At 60.1% G+C, this 21392-nt stretch carries 14 protein-coding genes; 1 reads left to right on the top strand and 13 read right to left on the bottom strand.

The window, feature by feature from the left end:
- The first annotated feature begins 160 nt into the window (after positions 1–160).
- Entirely contained in the window at positions 161–3013 is a 2853-nt protein-coding gene (locus QRN61_RS21985; RefSeq protein ID WP_285375462.1) for an RHS repeat domain-containing protein, read from the top strand.
- Positions 3014–3087: 74 nt separating this feature from the next.
- On the opposite strand, the gene QRN61_RS21980 is transcribed toward QRN61_RS21985, so the two are convergent.
- The 13 genes from QRN61_RS21980 to yaaA form a co-directional block, all read right to left on the bottom strand.
- Positions 3088–4539 carry a mannose-1-phosphate guanylyltransferase/mannose-6-phosphate isomerase gene (locus tag QRN61_RS21980; protein WP_139053804.1) on the bottom strand — a complete coding sequence of 484 codons (1452 nt, stop codon included), beginning with the start codon at positions 4537–4539 and terminating at the stop codon, positions 3088–3090.
- Positions 4540–4694: 155 nt separating this feature from the next.
- Positions 4695–5351 carry an alginate O-acetyltransferase AlgF gene (locus tag QRN61_RS21975; RefSeq protein ID WP_007969549.1) on the bottom strand — a complete coding sequence of 219 codons (657 nt, stop codon included), beginning with the start codon at positions 5349–5351 and terminating at the stop codon, positions 4695–4697.
- A 15-nt stretch (positions 5352–5366) separates the two neighbouring features.
- A complete protein-coding gene (locus tag QRN61_RS21970; RefSeq protein WP_027610920.1) occupies positions 5367–6539 on the bottom strand; it encodes an alginate O-acetyltransferase in 1173 nt (390 codons plus the stop codon).
- Positions 6540–6549: 10 nt separating this feature from the next.
- A complete protein-coding gene (locus QRN61_RS21965; RefSeq protein ID WP_285375460.1) occupies positions 6550–8115 on the bottom strand; it encodes an MBOAT family O-acyltransferase in 1566 nt (521 codons plus the stop codon).
- A gap of 194 nt (positions 8116–8309) precedes the next feature.
- On the bottom strand, positions 8310–9434 hold the full coding sequence (locus QRN61_RS21960; RefSeq protein WP_285375459.1) for a mannuronate-specific alginate lyase: 1125 nt from the start codon (positions 9432–9434) through the stop codon (positions 8310–8312).
- An 8-nt stretch (positions 9435–9442) separates the two neighbouring features.
- Positions 9443–10903, bottom strand: a complete 1461-nt coding sequence (locus QRN61_RS21955; RefSeq protein WP_285375458.1) for an alginate O-acetyltransferase — start codon at positions 10901–10903, stop codon at positions 9443–9445.
- 10 nt (positions 10904–10913) lie between these two features.
- On the bottom strand, positions 10914–12500 hold the full coding sequence (algG, locus tag QRN61_RS21950; protein ID WP_285375456.1) for a mannuronan 5-epimerase AlgG: 1587 nt from the start codon (positions 12498–12500) through the stop codon (positions 10914–10916).
- A 26-nt stretch (positions 12501–12526) separates the two neighbouring features.
- Positions 12527–14008 (bottom strand): alginate export family protein, encoded by a 1482-nt coding sequence (locus QRN61_RS21945; RefSeq protein WP_027610925.1) that lies wholly within the window; start codon positions 14006–14008, stop codon positions 12527–12529.
- Complete coding sequence (gene algK, locus QRN61_RS21940; RefSeq protein WP_177325604.1) at positions 14005–15507, bottom strand: alginate biosynthesis TPR repeat lipoprotein AlgK; 1503 nt, start codon at positions 15505–15507, stop codon at positions 14005–14007. The genes QRN61_RS21945 and algK overlap by 4 nt, the downstream gene beginning before the upstream one ends.
- Positions 15508–15522: 15 nt before the next feature.
- Positions 15523–16692: an alginate biosynthesis protein Alg44 gene (locus QRN61_RS21935; RefSeq protein WP_027610927.1), complete on the bottom strand. Its 1170-nt coding sequence runs from the start codon at positions 16690–16692 to the stop codon at positions 15523–15525.
- A gap of 35 nt (positions 16693–16727) precedes the next feature.
- Positions 16728–18209, bottom strand: a complete 1482-nt coding sequence (alg8, locus tag QRN61_RS21930) for a mannuronan synthase (RefSeq protein WP_502942646.1) — start codon at positions 18207–18209, stop codon at positions 16728–16730.
- A gap of 106 nt (positions 18210–18315) precedes the next feature.
- On the bottom strand, positions 18316–19632 hold the full coding sequence (locus tag QRN61_RS21925; RefSeq protein ID WP_047601441.1) for a nucleotide sugar dehydrogenase: 1317 nt from the start codon (positions 19630–19632) through the stop codon (positions 18316–18318).
- Positions 19633–20443: 811 nt separating this feature from the next.
- Positions 20444–21223, bottom strand: coding sequence for a peroxide stress protein YaaA (gene yaaA, locus QRN61_RS21920; RefSeq protein WP_096795175.1), 780 nt, complete (start codon positions 21221–21223; stop codon positions 20444–20446).
- Positions 21224–21392 lie beyond the last annotated feature (169 nt).

Below are 21392 nucleotides of genomic sequence, written 5' to 3'. Positions count from 1 at the left end.
TCGTGAGTACCATCCTACCGGAGGGCCGGCGCAATGGACATTCGCGCGTATTCCGAATGTACCGTCAGTCGGTACTGTAATTTCTGACAGTTGAAAATCGCAAAGCGCGGATGCTCTGATGCCCTGAAGCATGGATAACGCTAGTGCCGGGAGCAAGCTGATGAACAAGCATGGCAAAACACCGACGCTTTCAGTAAGCGACCCGCGCGGACTGCAGGTTCGGACGGTTGGTTATTGGCGTGCCGACGACCTTTGCCCAGCTCAAACCCGCGTCAATCGCACGGTGCGCGACGCTGCTGGAAGGGTTGTGGAACAGTGGGATCCGCGCCTGTGGGCACTGCAAACGACCGAGCCGCTGACGCCAGCGAATCTGCGCACCCTTTATTCGTTGATCGGGCAAACGCTGCGCTCCGACAGCGTCGATGCCGGTACGCAGCTGGCGTTGTACGGGCTCGGTGCCGAGACGCTGTACGACTGGGACAGTCGAGAAACCTGGCGCGAGGTGCATCACGACCCGCTGCTGCGTCCGATTGCCGTGTTCGAAGAAGGCGCATCCGAGCCTAGGCGGTGCGTCGAACGTCTCACTTACGGTCAGCCCGGCGCGGGTGATCCCTCCCGGAATCAGCTGGGCCAGTTGATTCGGTACGATGATCCGGCGGGTAGTGTGTGCTCGCAAAGCTTTGCAATCAGTGGGCAATGCATTGAAAGCACGCGGCACTTCACCCTCGACCCCAGCGTCCCCGATTGGCCGCAAAACGTTGATGACCGCCAGCGCTTGCTGGAGCCCGGTGACGGTGCAACGACCCGCTGGCGCTTCGGGCCGCTGGGGCAGGTACTCGAACAAGTCGATGCACGTGATAATCGACAGGACCGCGAGTTGACGCTGGACGGTCAGTTGCGTGCCTGCCATCTGCAATTGCGGCACCAGACCAAAGCGCAAACGCTGGTGAGCGACATTCGTTACAACGCTGATGGGCAAGTCACTCAGGAACTGGCGGGCAATGGTGTGCTGACGACGCTGACCTATCAGCCCGAGGACGGTCTTCTGCTAACCCGCCATGCGAGGAAAGCCGGGGGCGAGGTATTGCAACATCTGATCTACGACTATGACCCGATGGGCAACTTGCTGAGCATCGAGGACAAGGCACTGCCGATCCGGTATTTCGCCAACCAGCGTATCGATCCTGTCAGTCGTTTCGACTACGACAGCTTCTACCAGTTGCATGTGGCCACCGGTTGGGAAGCAGGTGCTGCTACTCAAGGTCCGGCGTCCATCGGACGTGACGATCCGGCAGCAGTGAGCAATTATCGACAGACCTTCGACTACGATGAATCCGGCAATCTGCTGCTGCTGACGCATGTTGGCGCGCGCAATGGCCGCGAGCTCAAAGCTGCGCGATCAAGTAATCGCTGTTTGCCTTACCGTAATGGCGTGCCACCGACGGAAGAGGAGATTGCCGCGGCGTTCGATCCCCGTGGCAATTTGCGAGCGCTGTACGCGGGGAGTTCATTGACGTGGAATCTGCGTAATCAGTTGCAATCGGTCACGCCGGTCGAACGTGCCAGCGGCCCCAATGACCGTGAACACTATTGCTACGACGGTGCCGGTCAACGTGTGCGCAAGATTCGCTCACTCCAGACGAATGCCCGCGGCGTCACGGCCCAGGTGCGCTATTTGCCTGGACTGGAGCTACGCACCGACACGGCCACCGGTGAGCAATTGCAAGTGATCTGCGTCGAGGGCCACATCAGCCGTGTACACGTGCTGCACTGGGAAAGTGCTCCGCCCACCGGTTCCAATGACCATTATCGGTACACGCTGACGGATCATCTCGGATCGACCTGCCTGGAACTGGGCGAGGATGCCCGGCTCATCAGTCAAGAAACATTCTTCCCGTTCGGTGAAACGGCGTGGAGCAAGGACACCGAGGCCAGTTACAAAACCCTGCGTTATTCGGGCAAGGAGCGCGATGCCACAGGTCTCTATTATTATGGCTATCGCTATTACATGCCGTGGTTGCAGCGCTGGTTGAATCCTGACCCGAAAGGCTTTATCGACGGGCCGAACCTGTATCAGATGGTGGGTAACTCGCCCATGAACCATGTCGACACTGATGGGGGCGGGAAGACCGCCACATCTGAGTTGGCTGACAGTGTGCAAAAGCAGCAGGCATTAATGAGCACGATGACCTCGGCGGCAGCGGACGTCAGAAACTCATTGCTCAACCACACCCAGGCGCGACACCGGTTTCAGGCCTTGGCCAGGCGCGTCGGAACGCAACTGGCCAGCAGTATGTTCAGCGCAGGCGCTCAAGCCGCAGGTGGCACGATTGGCACTGCAATGGGCACCGTGTTCGGACCGGTAGCCGGTTCGCTTGGGGGCAAGATTGGCACGAAGGTCGCCGATAAGTTGGCGGGTGCAGCCATCGACAAGGTGGTGGACACCTATCAGTTGAACCGACCTATCCATTTCAAGGGCAGCGAATTGAATCCCAAGGCTCTGGTTGAAAGCGTCGAGCCGAAAAAGAAGCTGAGTCTTGCCACAGTGAAACTGCAATTGGCAGCGCATGATCCGCGCACAGCCGACGGTCGATCACGCTTGACCCAAATGGCGCGCGCCAAGGTCGAGGGCAAAGTGATCGAGGCAGTCTCTGAAAAACTGGGACCAGAAACTCGGGGGCTGTTCCAGACGGGGCGGGAATTCATCCATGCAGCGCAGGGACTGAATGCTGAGGCGTTAAGCAACACTTATGAACATCTTTCGGCAAACATCGACATGGTCGAGTTCAGGACGCAGGCCATCCTTACCGAGCTGGCAACCACCGGCAGCGCGGATCCGGAGCTTTTCGAAGCGGTCTCCGACTTGTCGATGCAAACGTCCAGTACGCTGCAGAGCCTGCGGCGGACCCAGGACTTTATCGGACTGCTCGCACCGGCTCCCTACGCGGGAAGGCAGCAATCGCTGGGGGGACATTCCCGGCCGAGGCTGACTCGACAACATTCGTTGAGTTGAAAAAAAGCCCCCGCCCAACCCACTGCGGATAGGGGACGCAGCGGGCTGGACGGGGGCTTCTCATTGCCGGGTGATCACTGCGCGATGGTTTTCACCGACACGCCACGTTCGATCGGGGTGGAGCGGCCGTAGATATCTTCGAAGCGCTCGATATCGTCTTCACCGAGATAGCTGCCCGATTGCACTTCGATGATTTCCAACGGGATCTTGCCCGGGTTGCGCAGGCGGTGCACCGAGGCGATCGGGATGTAGGTCGACTGGTTTTCAGTGAGCAGAAAGACGTTCTCGTCGCAGGTCACTTCAGCAGTGCCGCTGACCACGATCCAGTGTTCGGCGCGGTGGTGGTGCATCTGCAGCGACAGGCACGCGCCCGGTTTGACCGAGATGTGCTTGACCTGGAAACGCCCGCCCATGTCCACCGAGTCGTAGGAACCCCACGGACGATAAACCTCGCAGTGGTTCTGGGTTTCGCTGCGACCCTGCTCGTTGAGGGTGTTGACCATCTGCTTGACGCCCTGAACCTTGTCCTTGTGGGCGATCATCATCGCGTCCTTGGTTTCGACCACGACGATGTTTTCCAGACCGATCACCGACACCAGTTTGCCGTTGCCGTGGATCATGCAGTTCTTGCTGTCCTGGATCACTACGTCGCCCTTGCTGACGTTGCCGTTGGCGTCTTTCTCGTTGACTTCCCACAGCGACGACCAGCAACCGACATCGCTCCAGCCAGCGGACAGCGGCACCACGCAGGCGCGTTGGGTTTTTTCCATGACGGAGTAGTCGATGGAGTTGTCCGGGCAGCAGGCGAAGGTGGCTTCATCCAACGTGACGCTGTCGGCGTCCTGCTGGCTGCGTTCGAGGGTCAGCAGGCAGGTGTCGTAGATGTCCGGATCGTGCTTTTTCAGCTCTTCGAGGAAGCGGCTGGCGCGGAACAGGAACATGCCGCTGTTCCAGTAGTAGCCGCCGGATTCAACGTACTCGGTGGCGCGTTTGACGTCGGGTTTTTCGACGAAGTGCGAAACGCGGCTGACGCCTTCGGGCAGCAGCGAATCGCCAGTTGACTTGATGTAGCCGTAGCCGGTTTCCGGCTTGGTCGCCGGCACGCCGAACAGCACCATCTCGCCGTTTTCGGCAGCCACGGTGGCCAGGGCGAGGGCGCGTTGCAGGGCTTTCTGGTCTTCCAGTACGTGGTCGGCCGGCAGCACCAGCATCAGTTCGTCACGCCCTTCGTTGACCAGCATCATCGCAGTCAGCGCTACGGCTGGCGCGGTGTTGCGGCCGAACGGTTCCATCAGGATGCGCTGGCATTCGAGGTTACGGTTGGCCAACTGTTCGTTGACGATGAAGCGGTGATCCTTGTTGCAGACCACGATCGGCGTGTCCATGCCTTCGAACACCAGACGTTCCAGAGTTTGCTGGAACAGCGTGTGTTCACCGGTCAGGGCCAGGAATTGTTTAGGGAATTGCTTACGCGAAAGCGGCCAAAGACGTGAACCGCTACCACCTGACAAGATCACCGGAATCATGTTGTTTACTCCATAAAAATCGATTGGTTAGAGGCCCTGTGGGAGCGAGCCTGCTCGCGAAAGCGGTACATCAGTCGACATTGATGTTGGATGTCGGACCGTATTCGCGAGCAGGCTCGCTCCCACAGGGTTACTGCGTCAGTTCATGAAATTGGTTAGCGAGTCGACACCGGGCGTTTCACCCAGACTGGCGACAGGCTGCTGCCGGAACCGGTGACGTACAGCACCGCTGCTTCACCGCGCTCAAGGGCGACCGGTTTCACGTCGCCGACTTTCTTGTCGCCTTCGTACAGCGCCAGGCTGACTTTCACCGGGTTGATTTCACGTTCGCCACGGCCCTTGGCCGCCACGTTCGGCACCACGTCGGTCTTGCCGTCGGCGGTCTTCAGGGTCAGCGGCTTGTCGCTGAGGTTCTGCACGCGCACCAGGGATTTCTGCTTGTTCTTGAACGGTGGTTCTTCGATCAGTTGTGGCGCGCCGGACGCGTTGTTGACCAGGGTGTAGTAGTGGTCGCCGGCGAGTTTGACCGGCAGGGTCTGGCTGCCGACCTTGGCGCTGTAGTCGCCGCCCGGCATGAAGCTGAAGTCGCTGCTGGCCAGTGGCGCAACGTCGCTCAGGTTGGTGCTGCCGACGGTGGCGCTGACTTCGGCGTTGCTGGCGTTGTAGACGCGCACGAAGGTCGAGCCTTTCGGCGCGGTCGGGCCGTACAGCGCGGCGTCACCACCGGCAAAGGCCTGGACCGACAGCACGCTCAGACCCGCAACCAATGCGAAGCGTTTGGCGAGACGACGAGGAGTAGTAGTGAAAGTCATGGTGTTACCTCTCTTTCAGTTTTGCGCCCGATCGGGCGTCTCGGATTTAGTGTTGATAGCTACGTTTTGTTGGCGAGCACCGGCTTGTTTGAGCTCTGCGACCCACTGCGGGTCGGCGTCGCCGATTTCGTTGTTCACAGGCAGATATCGTTCAGGAAACTCCCAGATCAGCACCTGTGGCGGGCTGTTCTTGAAGTCATCGCTTTTCAGGTAGCTGAGCATCGGCAGGATCGGGCCGTGGCCGTCTTCGGCGTAATTCACGACGTCGCTGTGCAGCGCCTGTTTTAGCGCACCGACGAAGTTCCAGTTGGGGTTGGCGCTGTAGCTGGTGCCGATCAGTGCGACCGGTACTTCGCTGCTGGCGAACAGCGCGTCGTCACCGGCAGGCTGCTCGGCGGCCACGGTGTTGCGCTTTTGCAGCGGCTCTTGTGCCGGCATCAGGTTTTCGAACAGCGGATCCAGCGGCAGGAACAGACGCAGGTCGCCCTTGTGCGTGACCTTCTCCGCTGGCGTGGTGACAAAGCGTTGCGGCTCGCCGCTGAGCGGGAACTTGTCGGCGATGGTTTTCGCCAGGGTGTTGGCCGCGATTTCAGCGCCTTCCGGGGTCCAGTGGGTGTCGGTGCGCAGGAACACTTGCTGACCGTTCTGCTTGGCTTTTTGCAGCGGGCCGAGCAGGTCCGGGGCGAGGATCTTGTCTGCCGCGACACGGGCGTGGAAGTCCTGATAGAGGTTGGCGTGGATGCTCGCCGGTTTCACTTCACCCAGGTGTTCCGGGTACAGGCGCACCTTGGCCGGCACGATCGCCATCACCAGTTTCACGCCTTTCTCTTTCAGAGTCTGGCGCACGCCTTCGACCAGCGCGTAGTTGCCTTGCAGGTTCAGTTCTTCGTTGACGATCGGGTTGAATTCCTCATCGCTGTACAGCCACTGATCGCGACCGAGCACTACGCCTGGACGCCCTTCGTTGAACAGTTTGAAATCCAGCGCCGCCCAGAGGTTGGTGCCCAGACGCTTGATCGGAAACTGATCGTCGTAGTGGGTTTCCACGGCTTTGGTCCAGCGACCGTTAAGCACCGTCGCATCGGCGTTGGTGCTGAAGCCGAAGAAGCTGCGCACCGACCACAGACCGAGCACCAGCAGGGTCACCAGAAACAGTGCGATGTAGAAGATGCGTAATGAGCGGGTCATGTCAGATCCCTCAGAACTGGAAGTAAAGGAACGGCGAGAAGCTTTGCGCCGAGAGTTTGAGAATCGAGGCGATGAACAGCAGCAGGATCAGCCCGCGCATCACGTAGCGCGACCAGTCCGCGCTCCAGTAGGCCGGTTGCACCTGGGCTTCGACGCCGACGGTGTAGCCAGGCTCGTGGATGCTCGCCGGGTTTTCGCCGGGGGCTGCTTTGATCATTCCCGGAGTCGCAGTGGCAGGGCCGTTGGCCTCGACGTTGACTTCAGGTTTGCTCTTCACCGGAGGTTGGTTGGTGTACAGATCACGTAGACCGAAGAACGCCAGGGTTGCGTACGCCACCACCAGGGTTGCCACTTGCAGACCGGTGAGGCTGGCGCGGTTGAGTTCCGACAGCGACCAGTCACTGAAGCTGAACATCGCGCCGTACATGCGCCCGGCGACGTGCAGGTTTTCGGCACGGAAGATCACCCAGCCCATCACCACCAGCAGGAAGGTCAACGCCCAGCGGATCGGGTTGAGGCTGCGCGGCGAGGTGTTGATGCCGAGCATTTTTTCGATCGCCAGCCACATGCCGTGCCAGGCGCCCCAGACGATGTAAGTGATGTTCGCGCCGTGCCACAGACCACCCAGCAGCATGGTCAGGAACAGGTTGCGATAGGTCATCAGCGTGCCTTTGCGGTTACCGCCGAGGGTGATGTACAGGTAGTCACGCAGCCAGGTCGACAGGCTGATGTGCCAGCGGCGCCAGAACTCGGTGATCGACTGGCTGATGTACGGCTGCTTGAAGTTTTCCATGAAGCGGAAACCCATCATCAGGCCCAGACCGATGGCCATGTCGCTGTAGCCGGAGAAGTCGAAATACAGCTGTGCGGTGTACGCCAGCGCGCCGAGCCAGGCATCCCCGGTGGTCGGGTTTTGCAGGGCGAAGCAGTGGTCGGCGACCACCGCGAGGGTGTCGGCGATGAAGACCTTCTTGATAAAACCCTGCATGAACCGCGTGCAACCTTCGGAGAACTTGTCGAGGGTGTGGGTGCGGTTGTTGAACTGGTCGGCGAGGTCGCGAAAGCGCAGGACCGGGCCGGCAATCAGGTGCGGGAAAATCGCCACGAACGCCGCGAAGTCGATCAGGTTGCGGGTGGCCGGGGTGTCGCCGCGATACACGTCGATGATGTAGCTGATCGATTCGAAGATGTAGAACGAGATGCCGATCGGCAGCAGCACGTGGGTCAGGATGAACGGTTCCAGACCGAACGAGGTCATGATCGCGTTGATGCTGTCCACGCCGAAGTTGGCGTACTTGAAGTAGCCGAGGATGCACAGGTCGACCGCCACGCCGAGCAGCAACCAGCGCTGTGCCGGTTTGGTGCGCACGCCGGCGGCACCGACTTTCAGGCCGATCCAGTAGTTCCACAGGGTGACGCCGGCGAACAGCGCCAGGAAGTCCACCCGCCACCACGCGTAGAACACGTAGCTGGCGATCAGCAGCAACAGGTTGCGATAGCGTTGCCCGCTCAAGTAGTACAAGCCGAGAAAGATCGGCAAGAACAGAAACAGGAACACGTTGGATGAAAATACCATCCCGATCTCTCCATGTTTGAACCAACAGTCAAGGGCCAAAGCCCCCCCAAACCCCCCATGAAAATTCAGGGGGCGACATCACTTCACTGTGGGAGCGGGCTTGCTCGCGAAGGCGGTGTGTCAGTCGACATCAGTTTTGAATGTCAGACCGCATTCGCGAGCAAGCCCGCTCTCACAGGGGATTGCATTCACTCTTACGAACCCTTGTTGCCCTTCTCATGCGACGGGTCGTAGACCTTGGTCAGGTCGCCACCCAGGCGGAAGGTCTTGAACGGTTGCATGCCGTGCTTCTTCTCGATCACATCCGCCGGGCAGGTGTAGAGCGTGCAGAACGGTTCGAGCCAGGCGAATTTCATGTCCTCTTTCAAGTCGGTCATGTCCTGCTCTTTGCCGTTCTTCTTCTCGAACTGATCCGGGTCTTTCACCCCGGCCAGCACCCGGTCACCCAGACGCTTGAGCGCGCTGTTGTTTTCCTGACGCAAATCGACACCGTTGACCTGGGCGAAACTGGCGATCATCGCCAGTGGCGGCAGGGCGTAGTTGTGATAGGCGAGGGCGCGTTGCTGGCGCTTGAGTTCGTTGGGCAGGAAGCCGTCGGCGTCGATTTGATTGACCCCGACCTTGTATTCCTTCACTGCCCAATCAAACAGGTCGCGACGGTTGGTGGCGATCGAGGTCGCCATCACCGACCACGCGGCCCAGTACGAGTGGTTGTTGGTTTTTTCCAGCGGCAAGTTGTCCCAGTCACTGACCACCTGATCGGCCATCTTGCTGAACCACGCCTCGATCTGCTGCGCTTCTTGCTGATGCGTGGCCAGCGGATGCGAGTCGGAGAACTTCAGGCGAATGTACGAAGAGGCCATGCTGCCCAGCGCCCATTTGCGCATCGATTTGCCGGTGTGGTTGAAGTCTTTCGACATCAACGCATCGGCCTTGGCCCACGCGGTCAGCCAGTTCAGCGTGCAGTCGAGCTGCTCGGGGCGCCCGTCGCGCATGAACTGCATCACTCGTTTGGCGGTGCCGCGCTCCAGGGTGGTGATGTCCTTGGTGGTGTCGCGGAAGGCTTTTTCCGACTGCACGTTCAGGGTCGCGCGGGCCTTGTCCGAGCCTTCGTACTTGCTGCGAAATTGCAGCGGCCCGGTGTACGGCGCCGGCATCGCGTCGCAGCCTTCGCTGTTGTCGCCGGTCTTGAATTTATCCACCGGTGCAAAGTAGCCCTGCGGCGGGCGCAATGGCGCGGCGGCCTGAGTGGCCCCGGCGAACATCGCCAGGGTCAGCAGGGATGGCGCAAGCAAGTGTTTGATCGTTCGATTTCGCATAGCAGACCTCATTGCCCGAGCTGAGCGGTTTGTGGCCCAGCGCCCGGGAATACGTTGCGTTTGCAGATTTTCGCTTCGACTTTTTGCGGCGCGGTGCCCGCTTCCGGGCCCTGGACTTCGACTGCCAGCAGATTTTGCGAGGCCCAGTCTTCGTCCGTGCGCAGCTCAAAGGCGAAACGACCGTCGGTGTCGGAGGTTTCCGGTTTCTCGATCTTGATGTCCTCGTGGCGACCGTTCATGTACCAGAGGGTGGCTTGCAGGGTTTTCACCGAGGTGTCGGCGAAGCGGATGTCGACCTGATGGCTGCTGTTCTGCAGGTTCAGGTTCTTGCTGTTGACCAGCAGTTCCTGTTTGCCGCCAGGCTTGAGCGTGGTGCTGGCGGACATTTGCGTGTCTTTGCCTTCGCAGCCGTTGTCGAGAAGGGACATCATCTGGCGATAGATGGTTTCCTGATCGAGGCGGTACAGCGGCGAGAATTCCCAGATCAGAATCTTCGGCGGGGTCTTCTGGAATTCGTCGCTACCGAGGTACTGCAGCATCGAACCTTCGAGACCACCGCCGGGGAAGGCGACGTTGAGAATGTCGGCGCCAATGGCTTCTTCGAGGAAGCCGGCGAAGTTGTAGTTCTTGCCGCTGTGCGAGGTACCGACGAGGGTGATTTGCGGGTTGCCGGAGTCACCGAACAGGTCGCCGTCACCGGCCTCGCCTTTGGGCTCGGTGGTGAACTGGTCCATGTACTGGATCGCGTAACTGGTGCCGCACAGTTGCCCGGCCATGTTGTGCAGGGTGCCGGTCTTGCCCATGCGCCCGGTGCGTTTGGTTTCGAATTCACGCTTGGGAATGTCGGCGAAGGCCGGGATCTGCTTGACCTTCTCGGCGACGATTTTCGCTGTGCGCTGGGCACCGTATGGGGTCCAGTGCTGGTCGCCGCGGAAGTAGAAATCGTGGGCGGGCAGGGTGTCCGGCAGCGATTCGTTGGTCAGCGGCGACAGGTCCGGTACCACGTAACCCATCTGCGCGAAACGGCCGAGCATGGTCTTGTAGTTGCCCAGCGCTTTCTCGTAATCGAACGCGGCTTTTTCCTGCGGATTGAGCTTGTTGCGGTTCACCAGGCCACGGGTCGGCTGATAGACGATCACCAGTTCGACGCCTTTGGCCTTGAACGCATCGTGCAGCTGTTGCAGGCGTTTGTAGCCGGCCGGAGTGGTGTTGAACTCGGTGCGCAAATCTTCCTGGGTACGGAACAGCCAGTCGCCCTGCGCCTGCACCAGGGTGGTGAAGTTCTGCTGGTAGCGCGTGGTGTAGTTCTTCGCGTCATGGGCGGCCGGGCACAGGTTGCAGCACGGTTCGGCGCTGAATTTTGGCGGGGTGGCGCCCGCCGTGTCATCGGCGCGGGCAGCATTGCTGGCCGCCAGAATGCCCACGGTCAGGGCCGACAAGCTGAGTAATTTGATCAGGTGTGAGTGCATAAAATTATCCTCAGTCCCGCAGTTCGGTCTGGCGTTCGACAGGGTCGATCAGTACGGCTTTCTGCTGGCGCACCAGCAGGTCGAGAATTTCATCCTGGCGCTCGCCGAGGATGCCGTTGAAGCTGATGCCGCTGGATTTGGTCGGCGCCAGCATCGATACGCGATACAGCTCGACGCTCAACGGCGAGTCGATGGCCATCGGGCCGCTGCCGTTGGCCGCCAGTTCACCGCCGACCACGATCAGCGACACCTGGGCGTCGAACGGGTCGAGCTTGATGTCACGGTCGGTGTCGGTCAGGTCCTTGATGTGGCCGTAGACGCCGGTCAGACCGTTGGCCATGGCGACGTTTTCGTAGAGGCGGATGTTCACGCTGTTACGAATGCGGATGCCGTGACGTTTGTTGCTGATGACCTTGTTGCCCCACAGCAGGTTGTCGGCGGACTCGTAAAGCGTGATGCCGTCCGTGTGGTTCTTGTAGATCTCGTTGTAGGCAATGATGTTGTTGACGCTGTTACGGTCGATCACCAGGCCCGAGAGGTGGTTGTCGTAGCTCTTGTTGTTGAAGATGAAGCTGTCGTTCACTTCACGGGAAATGATGATGCCGTGCTTCTTCTTCGTACCGTGGACGGTGTTCTCGGCAATGATCAGACCGTGGGAACGGTCGTGCGGGTCGATGCCGTAGACGATGTTGTCCTTGTAGGTGTTGCCCTTGACCACGAAGTCGCGGGTCTCGTAGCAATAGAAGCCGTACCACATGTCGGAGAACTCGGAGCCGACGATCCAGCCGGTCGGTTCAGGGCGTTTGAGCACCTTGGCCATGTTCGGCGTGTACTGGGAAATACTCACCCCGTACGACTTACTGTTGGCGTAGCCGAAACTGGCCATCTTGCTGTTGACGATGTAGGTCTCGGTGCCGCCCCAGGCCAGCAGAAACGGCCGGAATTCCTTCGGCGAACGGAAGGTGGCCGGGCCGTTGTCCTTCTCGCGCCAGCCAGTGACTTTGGTGTCACGCACGAACAGCTGACCGTCGTTGACCAGGAACGAACCGGCCTCTTGCGACAGACGCAACTCCTGGGTCTGGCCGTCGATTTCGAGGATGCCTTTACGGCCGACCACGATCGGCAGCTTCGCCAGGTACACGCCCGGCGAGGTCTCGCTGAAGTACTGCTTGGGCAGTTTCTGCGCCAGATCCTTGAGGTTCAGGTAGCCGTCGTCGACGAAGATCGCCTGCGGGATGCCGTGCTGACGCACCACCCATTCGGCCATCTTGTTGTCGCCGCCGATGAAGTCCTTCAGGGCGTCTTCCTGCATCATCCGGCGCACGCTGATCTTGCCCGGTTTGCTGCGATTGATTTTCGCGGCAGCGGCCTCGGCGGTGTAGCCGGACAGGTCGGGCAGTTTCGGCTTGGCCAGTTCCAGCGCCTCGGTCGGCGCGCTGCTGACGGTGTAGGTCTTGGCTTGTTGCAGCTCTTTGGCGGTGGTCACCGGTTTGCCCTGTTGAGGCACAGCTGGTTCCACCGTGGCGAACGCGCCAGCGGAGGCCAGCAGCATGGCGCCGGCCAACAGGCTGAGCGAGCCTTTCCTTGCATGGTGCATGTCGGGCACTCCCTTGGCGGTTTGCATCAGAAGCGCCAGATCACGTCGATGAACGCGCGGTGCATGTACGAATCGACCTGGCTGCCATAGGCATCACCCGGCTTGAACACGCCGCCACGGAAACGCACCAGCGCCGACGGTTCGTCGATCGACTGGCTCAACGCCGCCGGCAGCAAGCCTTGCTTGAAGTACTTGGTCACCACCAGGTCCATTTCCTGACCCAGGTCCTTGTTGCCATCCTGCAGCGGCAGCGAGGTGCTGGAGAGGATCGCGCCAGTGACGTCGTCGGTGTTGTTTTCCACGGCGTTGATGCCGTTGCTGCCCACCGGCTTGTTGCCGTCCACGCGCCAGAACTTGTGGTAGATCAGGCTGGCGTCGTACTGGTCGTTGAGCATCCACGAACCGAACAGGGTCGCGGTCTGCATGTTGTTCATTTCGCCACGGAACGCTTCGCCGAAACGGTGCACGCGCGAGCGGGTACCGGTGTAGTTGGAGCGGTTGCTCTCCAGACCGTTCTGCTGGTAATCGGCGCTGGCGCGGGCGTAGGCCGCACCGACCTGCCACTGCGGATCGAGGCGCAGACGCACGCCCAGATCGGTGGCCCAGCCGTTGATGTCATCACTGCGCTTGGCTTGGGCCGGACGGCTGCCATCGGCGTTCAGCGGGTTGACCGAATCAAGGTCGCCGCTCATGCCGGTGATGCTGCCCCAGTAGTTGACGGTGTTGGTGTTGCGCCAGTTGTAGGCGTCGCTGTCGGCGGTCAGACCGAGCCAGCTGATGTCGCCGTTCTGGGTTTTGTCGAGGGTGTCGCGGGGCACGCCCGGTTCGGCGTAATCGAGCTTGCCGTTGTCGTGGGTGTGATGACCGCGAATGCCGACCCAGTTACCCGGTGTCCACTGGTAGGCGGCATCGGCGTAGGCGTGCAGGCGATCCTTGTCTTTCGGCGCCAGCTCTTTGAGGTCAGTGCGGTATTCGCTGAAGCGTTCGGCGACACCGACGTTGGCGCGCAACAGGGTGGTGTCGAAGGTCCAGTTCAGCGCTTCGATGTTGGTGTCGCGCCATTGGCCGTCGTCATTGCGCAGGCGCTGGCGACCGAGCTTGAGCATCTCGCCGGGGTACGGCGTCAGGCCGCTGTAGCCGACCCAGAACTCGCGCATCGCCAAGTAGTTTTTCTTGGTTTTGCGATCACTGTTGTCGGTGGTTTGCTCACCGTCCGACTGCTGCAAGGTGTCGGTCTCGATGATGTCGGTCGAGGTCACGGCCTGGCCCATGGCGTAGGCACTCCACGCGCCGCTTTCGCCGTAGATCCAAGGACGCAGGTCCAGGCCCACACCGTTGACGTCGCCGCCGCTGGCGGTGCCGAGGTCGCGGTCGTCTTCGGACTGGCCGGTGATTTTCACTTCCAGGCCGAAGTTCTTGGTTTCAGTGATCGCGGCCAGTGTCGGGCAAGACCAGATCAGCGCGAACGTGAGGCCAATGCCAGCCTTCACAAAGGGATTCAACTTCATAGGGATTCCTCGCCGTCTTCTTCTTGCAGGGCGTGCAGTTGCAGCGTGTTCTGGTTCAGGGCGCCACGGCTGGCCTGTTCCTGTTGCAGCAGGCGCTGGGCTTCGGCCAGACGCTCGGGCGGCAATTGCGCGGCCAGGGTGGTCGCCAGTTCATCGGCTTGCGGGGTGTTCTGCGCCTTGGCCAATTGGCTGAATACGTAGGCGTTGAGCGGGTCGGGCTTGGTGCCCTTGCCTTGGGAAAACAGTTGGGCAATGGCGAAATCGGCGCTGTTCTGGCCATTGCGCGCAGCGGTCAGCAGGTGGTCGAGGGCCTTCTGTGGGTAGACCTTGCCCAGGTAACCACGGCGATAGATCTGGCCGAGGTAGTAGTCGGCGGCGACTTCGCGGCCGACGGCTTTCTGGAAGTGTTCTTCGGCGACTTTCGCGTCGGCCGGCACCAGTTTGCCTTCGTAGTAGAGCTTGCCCAGCAACAGTTCGGCGCGCGGCTGGTCGGCGGCGCGGCCGTTGTCCAGGTACTTCATCATCTGATCGACGTCGCCCAGTTCCGGGAAGTCGTAGAGCAGTTGCGCGAGGGTCACCCACGATGCCGGGTAGCCCGGGGCGATCGGTTCGAGCAGCGACTGCGCGGTCTTCTCGTCGGTCTTGCCCAGGGTCGAATCGGCCAGCACGCGGGCCACCGAATCGACGCGCTGCGCGCTGACTGTGCCACGGCTGTAACCGGCCTGCATCTGCTTGATCAGCTCGGCCTGTTGCTCCGGCTGGGCCCGTTTCTGATAGACCGTGGCCAGTTCGACGTAGCAGATGTCGGTGGTGTTGAGCGCGGCTTTGCAGATTTTTTCCACGTCATCCAGATGCTGGTCGTAAGTGCCTTGGGTGCGATACAGCAGCACCTGCGCCAGACCGGCTTCCGGGTAGCCGGATTTGCGCCACTGATCGATCTGCTGCTGTGCGTTGATGTTCGGGAAGCTGTGCGGGAATTGCAGGTACAGCATCGCCAGCGGGATCAACGTGTTGCCTTCGCCATTGGCGGCGGCTTTTTTCAACAGGCTTTCGGCTTCGTGGTGCTCGGCCTCGGTGGAGCCCGGTTTGGCCACCAGCAGGCGACCGAGACGGGCCTGAGCCCGAGGCGACACGTCGGCGGCGGCGCGGTAGGTCGCTTCGGCCTGTTTGATCTGCTCGGGGTCGCGGCTGTCGACCTGGATATCGGCGAGGCCGACTTGCGCCTCGCTGTAACCCAGATCCGCCAATGCGCGGTAGTTCTGCGCGGCGGTGGCAGTGTCGCCACGCTTGAGCGCTTCGTTGGCCAGGCGTTGGTCGGGCAGGCCGGCGCAACCGGCGAGACTTACCGCCAATGCCAGCGAGCACACCATCAAACCCATGTGGGAGCGAGCCTGCTCGCGAAGCAGTCGACTCGGTACTTCAGACAAACCGCGCTGATCCTTTCGCGAGCAGGCTCGCTCCCACAGGTTCGGCGGTGTGTTCAAGATAGGAGTAGTCACAGGCATGTCCTCGACTTAAAGACCGGCAGCCATGGCTTTGTCGATCAGCCAGTTCAGGTTCGGACCACGATCGCTGTTCACTTCCACCGGGCGCCCGGCGAAGCTGCTGTCCAGTGGTTCGTCTGGCTGGATCTGCACGCGGATGTCGGAGGACAGGTCGGCGCTTTTCAGGCTGGTGCTGCTGACGATCTTGCCGGTGCGGGTCTGGTCTTCGCCGGCGATCTGGAAGCTCACTGGCGTCCCCGGACGCACGTCGCCGAACTGGCGATAGGAGAAGCGCGCATCGACGGTGGCCTGGGTGTTGCGCGGTACCAGAGTGAAGATCACGTCGCCCTTGCTAGCGTACTGACCGTCAGCCACCAGTTGCTGGGCCACGGTGCAATCGCACGGAGAAGTCAGGGTGCCGGTCATTTGCTTGCCGAACAGTTCTTCAACCTTGGCCGGTTGCAACTGGTCTTCGTCCAGATGGCCCTTGAGCACGTCGAGCATGCTGGTGCTGAAGGTCGCCAGCGGCGCGCCTTTGGCGGCGACGCCGTCGGACTTGACCAGGCTCTGCACCGTGCCGTCACGCGGCATGGTGATGTTCATTCCCGGCACGCTGACCAGACCTGCTTGCGCGTGGCTGACGAAGTACATGCCGTACACCGACTTGAAGACGAAACCGAAAGCGACCAGACCGATGGCGAAAATGCCGGCGCTGAAAGTCACGGCTTTCAGACGCCCGAACGGGGTCATGCCGCTGCCGCCGTCCTTGACCTTGCGCGCCTTGGTGAAGTTGTCGCGCTGCAGGGTCGCCAGTACTTCACCCATGCTGACGATGTCGCCGGCCAGGTGCGAAGTGATCAGGTGACGCAGGGTCGAGATGTCCTGCGGTTCCAGATTCTGGAACTGGCAACCGGCGCGGCCGCTCTGGCGGTCGTAGGAGCGCACTTGCAGTTCGACGTCCATGGCCAGGCCGAGGTTGTCGATGACGAATTGCAGGCGTGCCTTGTACACCTCGCCGATGGTCAGCGGCAGTTGCCCGGCGTTGAACGCCAGACCGCCGGCGGACAGGTCGAGGACCCGCGCTTCGACCGGCGTCCGGTCTGGGCCGAAGAAACGCAGTTTGGCCGGGATTTTCACTCGGGCGTGCTGACGCTGGGCTTCGGATTCATGCACTACGTTGGCGTTGACGGCGGTATTCATGGGGGCGATTTCCTTGTTAATTCAATAGGGGCAGGTCAGACCATCATCAGCAGCACGGCGACGAAAATGCTGCCGGCGGAGAAGGTCATGGTCCGAGACGACCAGGTGTTGAACCAACGTTGAAAGCTGGCGAGATCACGGGTCAGGGAAGTGGGTTGGCGCGTCCAGGATTGCTGGTCGAGGCGGAAGAATACGTAGATCTTCACCAGCGCACCGACGATCTGGTTGTAATACAGAATCACGGGATAGGCCGGGCCGATCCGGTGACCGGAGCACGACAGCAGCAGGGTCAGAATCAGGCGGGTGATGCCGATCCACAGCAGGTAGGCGAGGATGAACGCGCCGCCGTACTTGAAGCTGGCGATGAGGGCCACGGTCAGGCCCAGCAACGACGTCCACATCGATACGCGCTGATCGAACAGCACCACCGAGGTGAAGGCGCCGAGGCGTTTCACACCCAGGCCCAGCGCTCGCGAGTTCTGGCGCAGGTTGTTGCCGTACCAGCGGAACATCAGTTTGCGGCTGGCCTTGATGAAGCTCTTTTCCGGCGGATGCTCAACGGTGTTGATCGCGGCGTCCGGCACGTAAAAGGTGTCGTAACCCAGGCGCATCAGGCTGAACCAGCTCGACTTGTCGTCGCCGGTCAGAAACTTGAAACGGCCCAGGCGCCAGTGTTGCAGCGAGTCGCTTTCGACGTCGGCGATGAATTCCGGATCGGTCACCACGGTGGCACGAAACACCGACATGCGCCCGGTCATGGTCAGCACGCGCTTGGACAGGGCCATCGAGCACATGTTGATGTGGCGCTGGGCAAAACGCAGCTTGTGCCATTCGCTCATGATGTAGCCGCCACGTACTTCGCAGAATTCGTTGGTGGTCAGGCCACCGACGTTGCCGATCAGCTGGAACCACGGCACGGTCTTGCGCACGGTGCCTTCGCCGAGCACGGTGTCGCCGTCGATCACGGCCACCACGGCACGGTCGTCCGGCAGGTGACGGGAGATCGCGCGGAAACCATAAGCCAGGCCATCGCGCTTGCCGGTGCCGGGAATGCGCACGAAGTCGAGCTTCACGCGGTCTGGCGGATTCATCCGCGCCCACAGCGCCTTGACCAGCAGCTCATCGGACATTTCGACGATCGAGCAGACCACGGTGGTCGGCAGTTCGCAGTCGATGGCTTCGCGGATCACCGAGCTGTAGACCTGCGCGGTGGTCAGCGCGTCGATACGGAAACTGGTGACCATCAGAAACACATGCGACGGATCCGCCGCTTTACCCAGCTTGCGCACTTTGCGGCGCAGATGCGGGTAAACGATGTAGAGAAAAATCATGCCGCGCACAAAGTGCGTTGCACCCATCGAGTAGCGCCAGATACCCACGGCGCCAATCAGGAAAATAAAGTCCTTCGACTCGGAGTCGAATGTGGACGTGGGCAGCATCAAGGCCAGGCCCAACAACAAACTGAGGTAAAACAGCCAACCGGCGGCCTGAAGTAGGCCGTGCTTTAGCCTGTGCATAATCTGCATCCGTCTCTATCTCGGGCGAGCCTGTCGGGTGGCCCGATGGGGTTAAGGCAGGCGAAGAACCGGCCGAGGGTTCAAATCCCCCGGCCGGAAGGCTGACTTACCAGCAGATACCTTCGGTGCGAGTACCCGGGTTGGTGGCTTTGGCCATGAAGCCGACCAGGTCGATGACCTGTTTGCCTTGCGGCGCTTCCTGGGCCAGCGCGCGGAACTTCTCGTCGCGGTTGCCGAGGATGATCACGTCGGAGTTGTCGATCACCGAATCGAAGTCCGAGTTGAGCAGGGACGACACGTGCGGGATCTTCGACTCGATGTAGTCCTTGTTCGCGCCGTGAACACGGGCGTACTCGACGTTGCTGTCGTAGATGCTCAGGTCGTAGCCCTTGCCGATCAGCATTTCGGCCAGTTCCACCAGCGGACTTTCGCGCAGGTCATCGGTACCGGCCTTGAAGCTCAGACCGAGCAGGGCGACTTTGCGTTTGTCGTGGCTTTCAACGATGTCGAAGGCGTTCTGCACTTGCGATTCGTTACTGCGCATCAGCGAGTTGAGCAACGGCGCTTCGACGTCCAGCGAACCTGCACGGTAGGTCAGGGCGCGCACGTCTTTGGGCAGGCACGAACCACCGAAGGCGAAGCCCGGGCGCATGTAGTACTGGGACAGGTTGAGGGTCTTGTCCTGGCAGACCACGTCCATCACTTCACGACCATCGACGCCAACCGCTTTGGCGATGTTGCCGATCTCGTTGGCGAAGGTGACCTTGGTTGCGTGCCAGACGTTGCAGGTGTACTTGATCATCTCGGCGACCGCGATGTCCTTGCGGATGATCGGCGCGTCGAGTTCTTCGTACAGCGATTGCAGAACGTCGCCCGAGGCCTTGTCGAACTCGCCGATGACGGTCATCGGTGGCAGGTCGTAGTCCTTGATCGCGGTGGATTCACGCAGGAATTCCGGGTTGACCGCGACGCCGAAATCGACACCGGCCTTCTTGCCCGAGCAGTCTTCGAGGATCGGGATCACCACGTTGGCGACGGTGCCCGGCAGCACGGTGCTGCGTACCACGATGGTGTGGCGGGTGGTTTTTTCACGCAGTACGAAACCGATCTCGCGGCACACCGCCTCGATGTAGTTCAGTTCCAGGTCGCCGTTCTTCTTACTCGGCGTACCGACGCAGATCATCGACAGGTCGGTGTCACGAATCGCCTCGGCGAAGTTGGTCGTACCGCGCAAACGACCGGTCTCGATACCCTGAGCCAGAAGTTCGCCCAGACCCGGTTCCACAATCGGCGACTTGCCGGCGTTGATCATGTCGATCTTGTCTTTGGCAACATCGACGCCAACCACGTCATGGCCCCGTGCAGACAGGCAACCGGCACACACTGCGCCAACGTAACCCAAACCAAATATGCTGATGCGCATCGCAATTACCTCTGTGTTTTATCAAGCCATTAGATGGCCGGAGTTAATGGTGTTCAGCGGTCATAGTGCACTCGAAAGTGCGGCATACAGGCGCCACAATGCCGTGTGCAGGCATACTAAGTTCCGAGTGTCTAAATAAGTGCACTCAAGATGTGCGCAACTAGGCCTTAGTTGTTATGACTTGCCCTGTTATGCAGCGGATCTTCTTGCTGGAAGACTCTTGTGCATGTGTTCAGTCCACCTGATGTCGGACGAAAGGCCCGTAGATCAAGCGGTTGGGTGCTCAGGCGAGCACAATTACAGGGGCGCAGCCTTGGCCTTGTAGAGGATGTTTATGGTGCGTATCACCTATCCATCGTTAGTTGATCAGATGAGTGAACCATCTAGGCAAGTTGCTGTGACAACTTGGTTACATGGTTCTCCGCTCTGCGTAAGTTATCTCGTACAAACTCGGCGAGAATCGTTACCGGTGGTATGAGCTATGCATTTGGACATAGTTCCTACCCGCTCATCGCGAAATCTGAAATTTTTTGAAATATTGCCAAAGATGGCACTGGTCTCAATTTGATAGCACTTTCGATTTGGGCCTTTGTTAATCGGTGCGTAATCGAGCTAGATAGTTTTGTGCCACTACCGTAAAAAAATTTACGTGCCACTACTGAAAAAAAGTGAGGCTGTCGAGTGAAACTAAAATTAGAATTGGGCAGGACGATTTTATGGCGCCAATAAAACGGCGAAATGTTGCGAGGGATTTTTGACGTCGTGCGAGCTGCACGACTCTTTATAGAAAGAGTCGTGCAATGGGCATGCTTTATTCCGGGGCGTGGTCGCGCAAAAACACCAGATTGTCCGGTTTAGATTGCTCGGCGCTGTAGCGATAACCCTGCACATCGAACTGCTTGAGCAGGGCAGGATCGCTGATTTTTTCCTGAATCACGAAACGGCTCATCAGGCCGCGGGCCTTCTTCGCGTAGAAGCTGATGATCTTGTACTGGCCGTTCTTCAGGTCCTTGAAATCGGTGTTGATGATCCGGGCGTTCAGGGCGCTGCGTTTGACCGCCGAAAAGTACTCGTTGGAGGCCAGGTTCAGCAGCACATCGTCGCCCTGATCGGCCAGCGCTTCGTTGAGCCATTCGCTGATGCGCGTACCCCAGAACGCGTACAGGTCCTTGCCACGGGCGTTGGCCAGTTTGGTGCCCATTTCCAGACGATACGGCTGCATCAGGTCCAGCGGACGCAGCAGGCCATAGAGACCGGAGAGCATGCGCAAGTGCTTTTGCGCATAGTCGAACTGAGCTTCGCTGAACGATTGCGCGTCGAGGCCGGTGTACACGTCACCCTTGAACGCGAGCAGCGCCTGCTTGGCGTTTTCCGGGGTGAAGGCGGGCGTCCAGCTGCCGAAACGCGCGGCATTCAGGCCGCCGATCTTGTCGGACACGTGCATCAGTTCGCTGATCTGTGCCGGGCTCAGTTCGCGCAGCTGCTGGATCAGCTCCTGAGAGTGATCGAGGTATTGCGGCTGGGTAAAGCGCTGGGTCGCCGGCGGTGTTTCGTAATCGAGGGTCTTGGCGGGGGAAATCACCATCAGCATGAAGTCGTCTCCTTTTATCGTGGGGGCGATTCTAGGGGGTTGGCCGAGTGGACTCCAGCTATCAAGTCCATAGGTGATCGACGGCCTAACTCAAACCCTCTGTGGGAGCGAGCCTGCTCGCGAAAGCAGATTCAGATTCACTATAAATGTGGACCGATACACCGTATTC

It is taken from the genome of Pseudomonas sp. lyk4-TYG-107 (assembly GCF_030209055.1).
GTDB lineage: Bacteria > Pseudomonadota > Gammaproteobacteria > Pseudomonadales > Pseudomonadaceae > Aquipseudomonas > Aquipseudomonas putida_A.
This window is presented reverse-complemented; position numbering and strand designations above follow the sequence as displayed.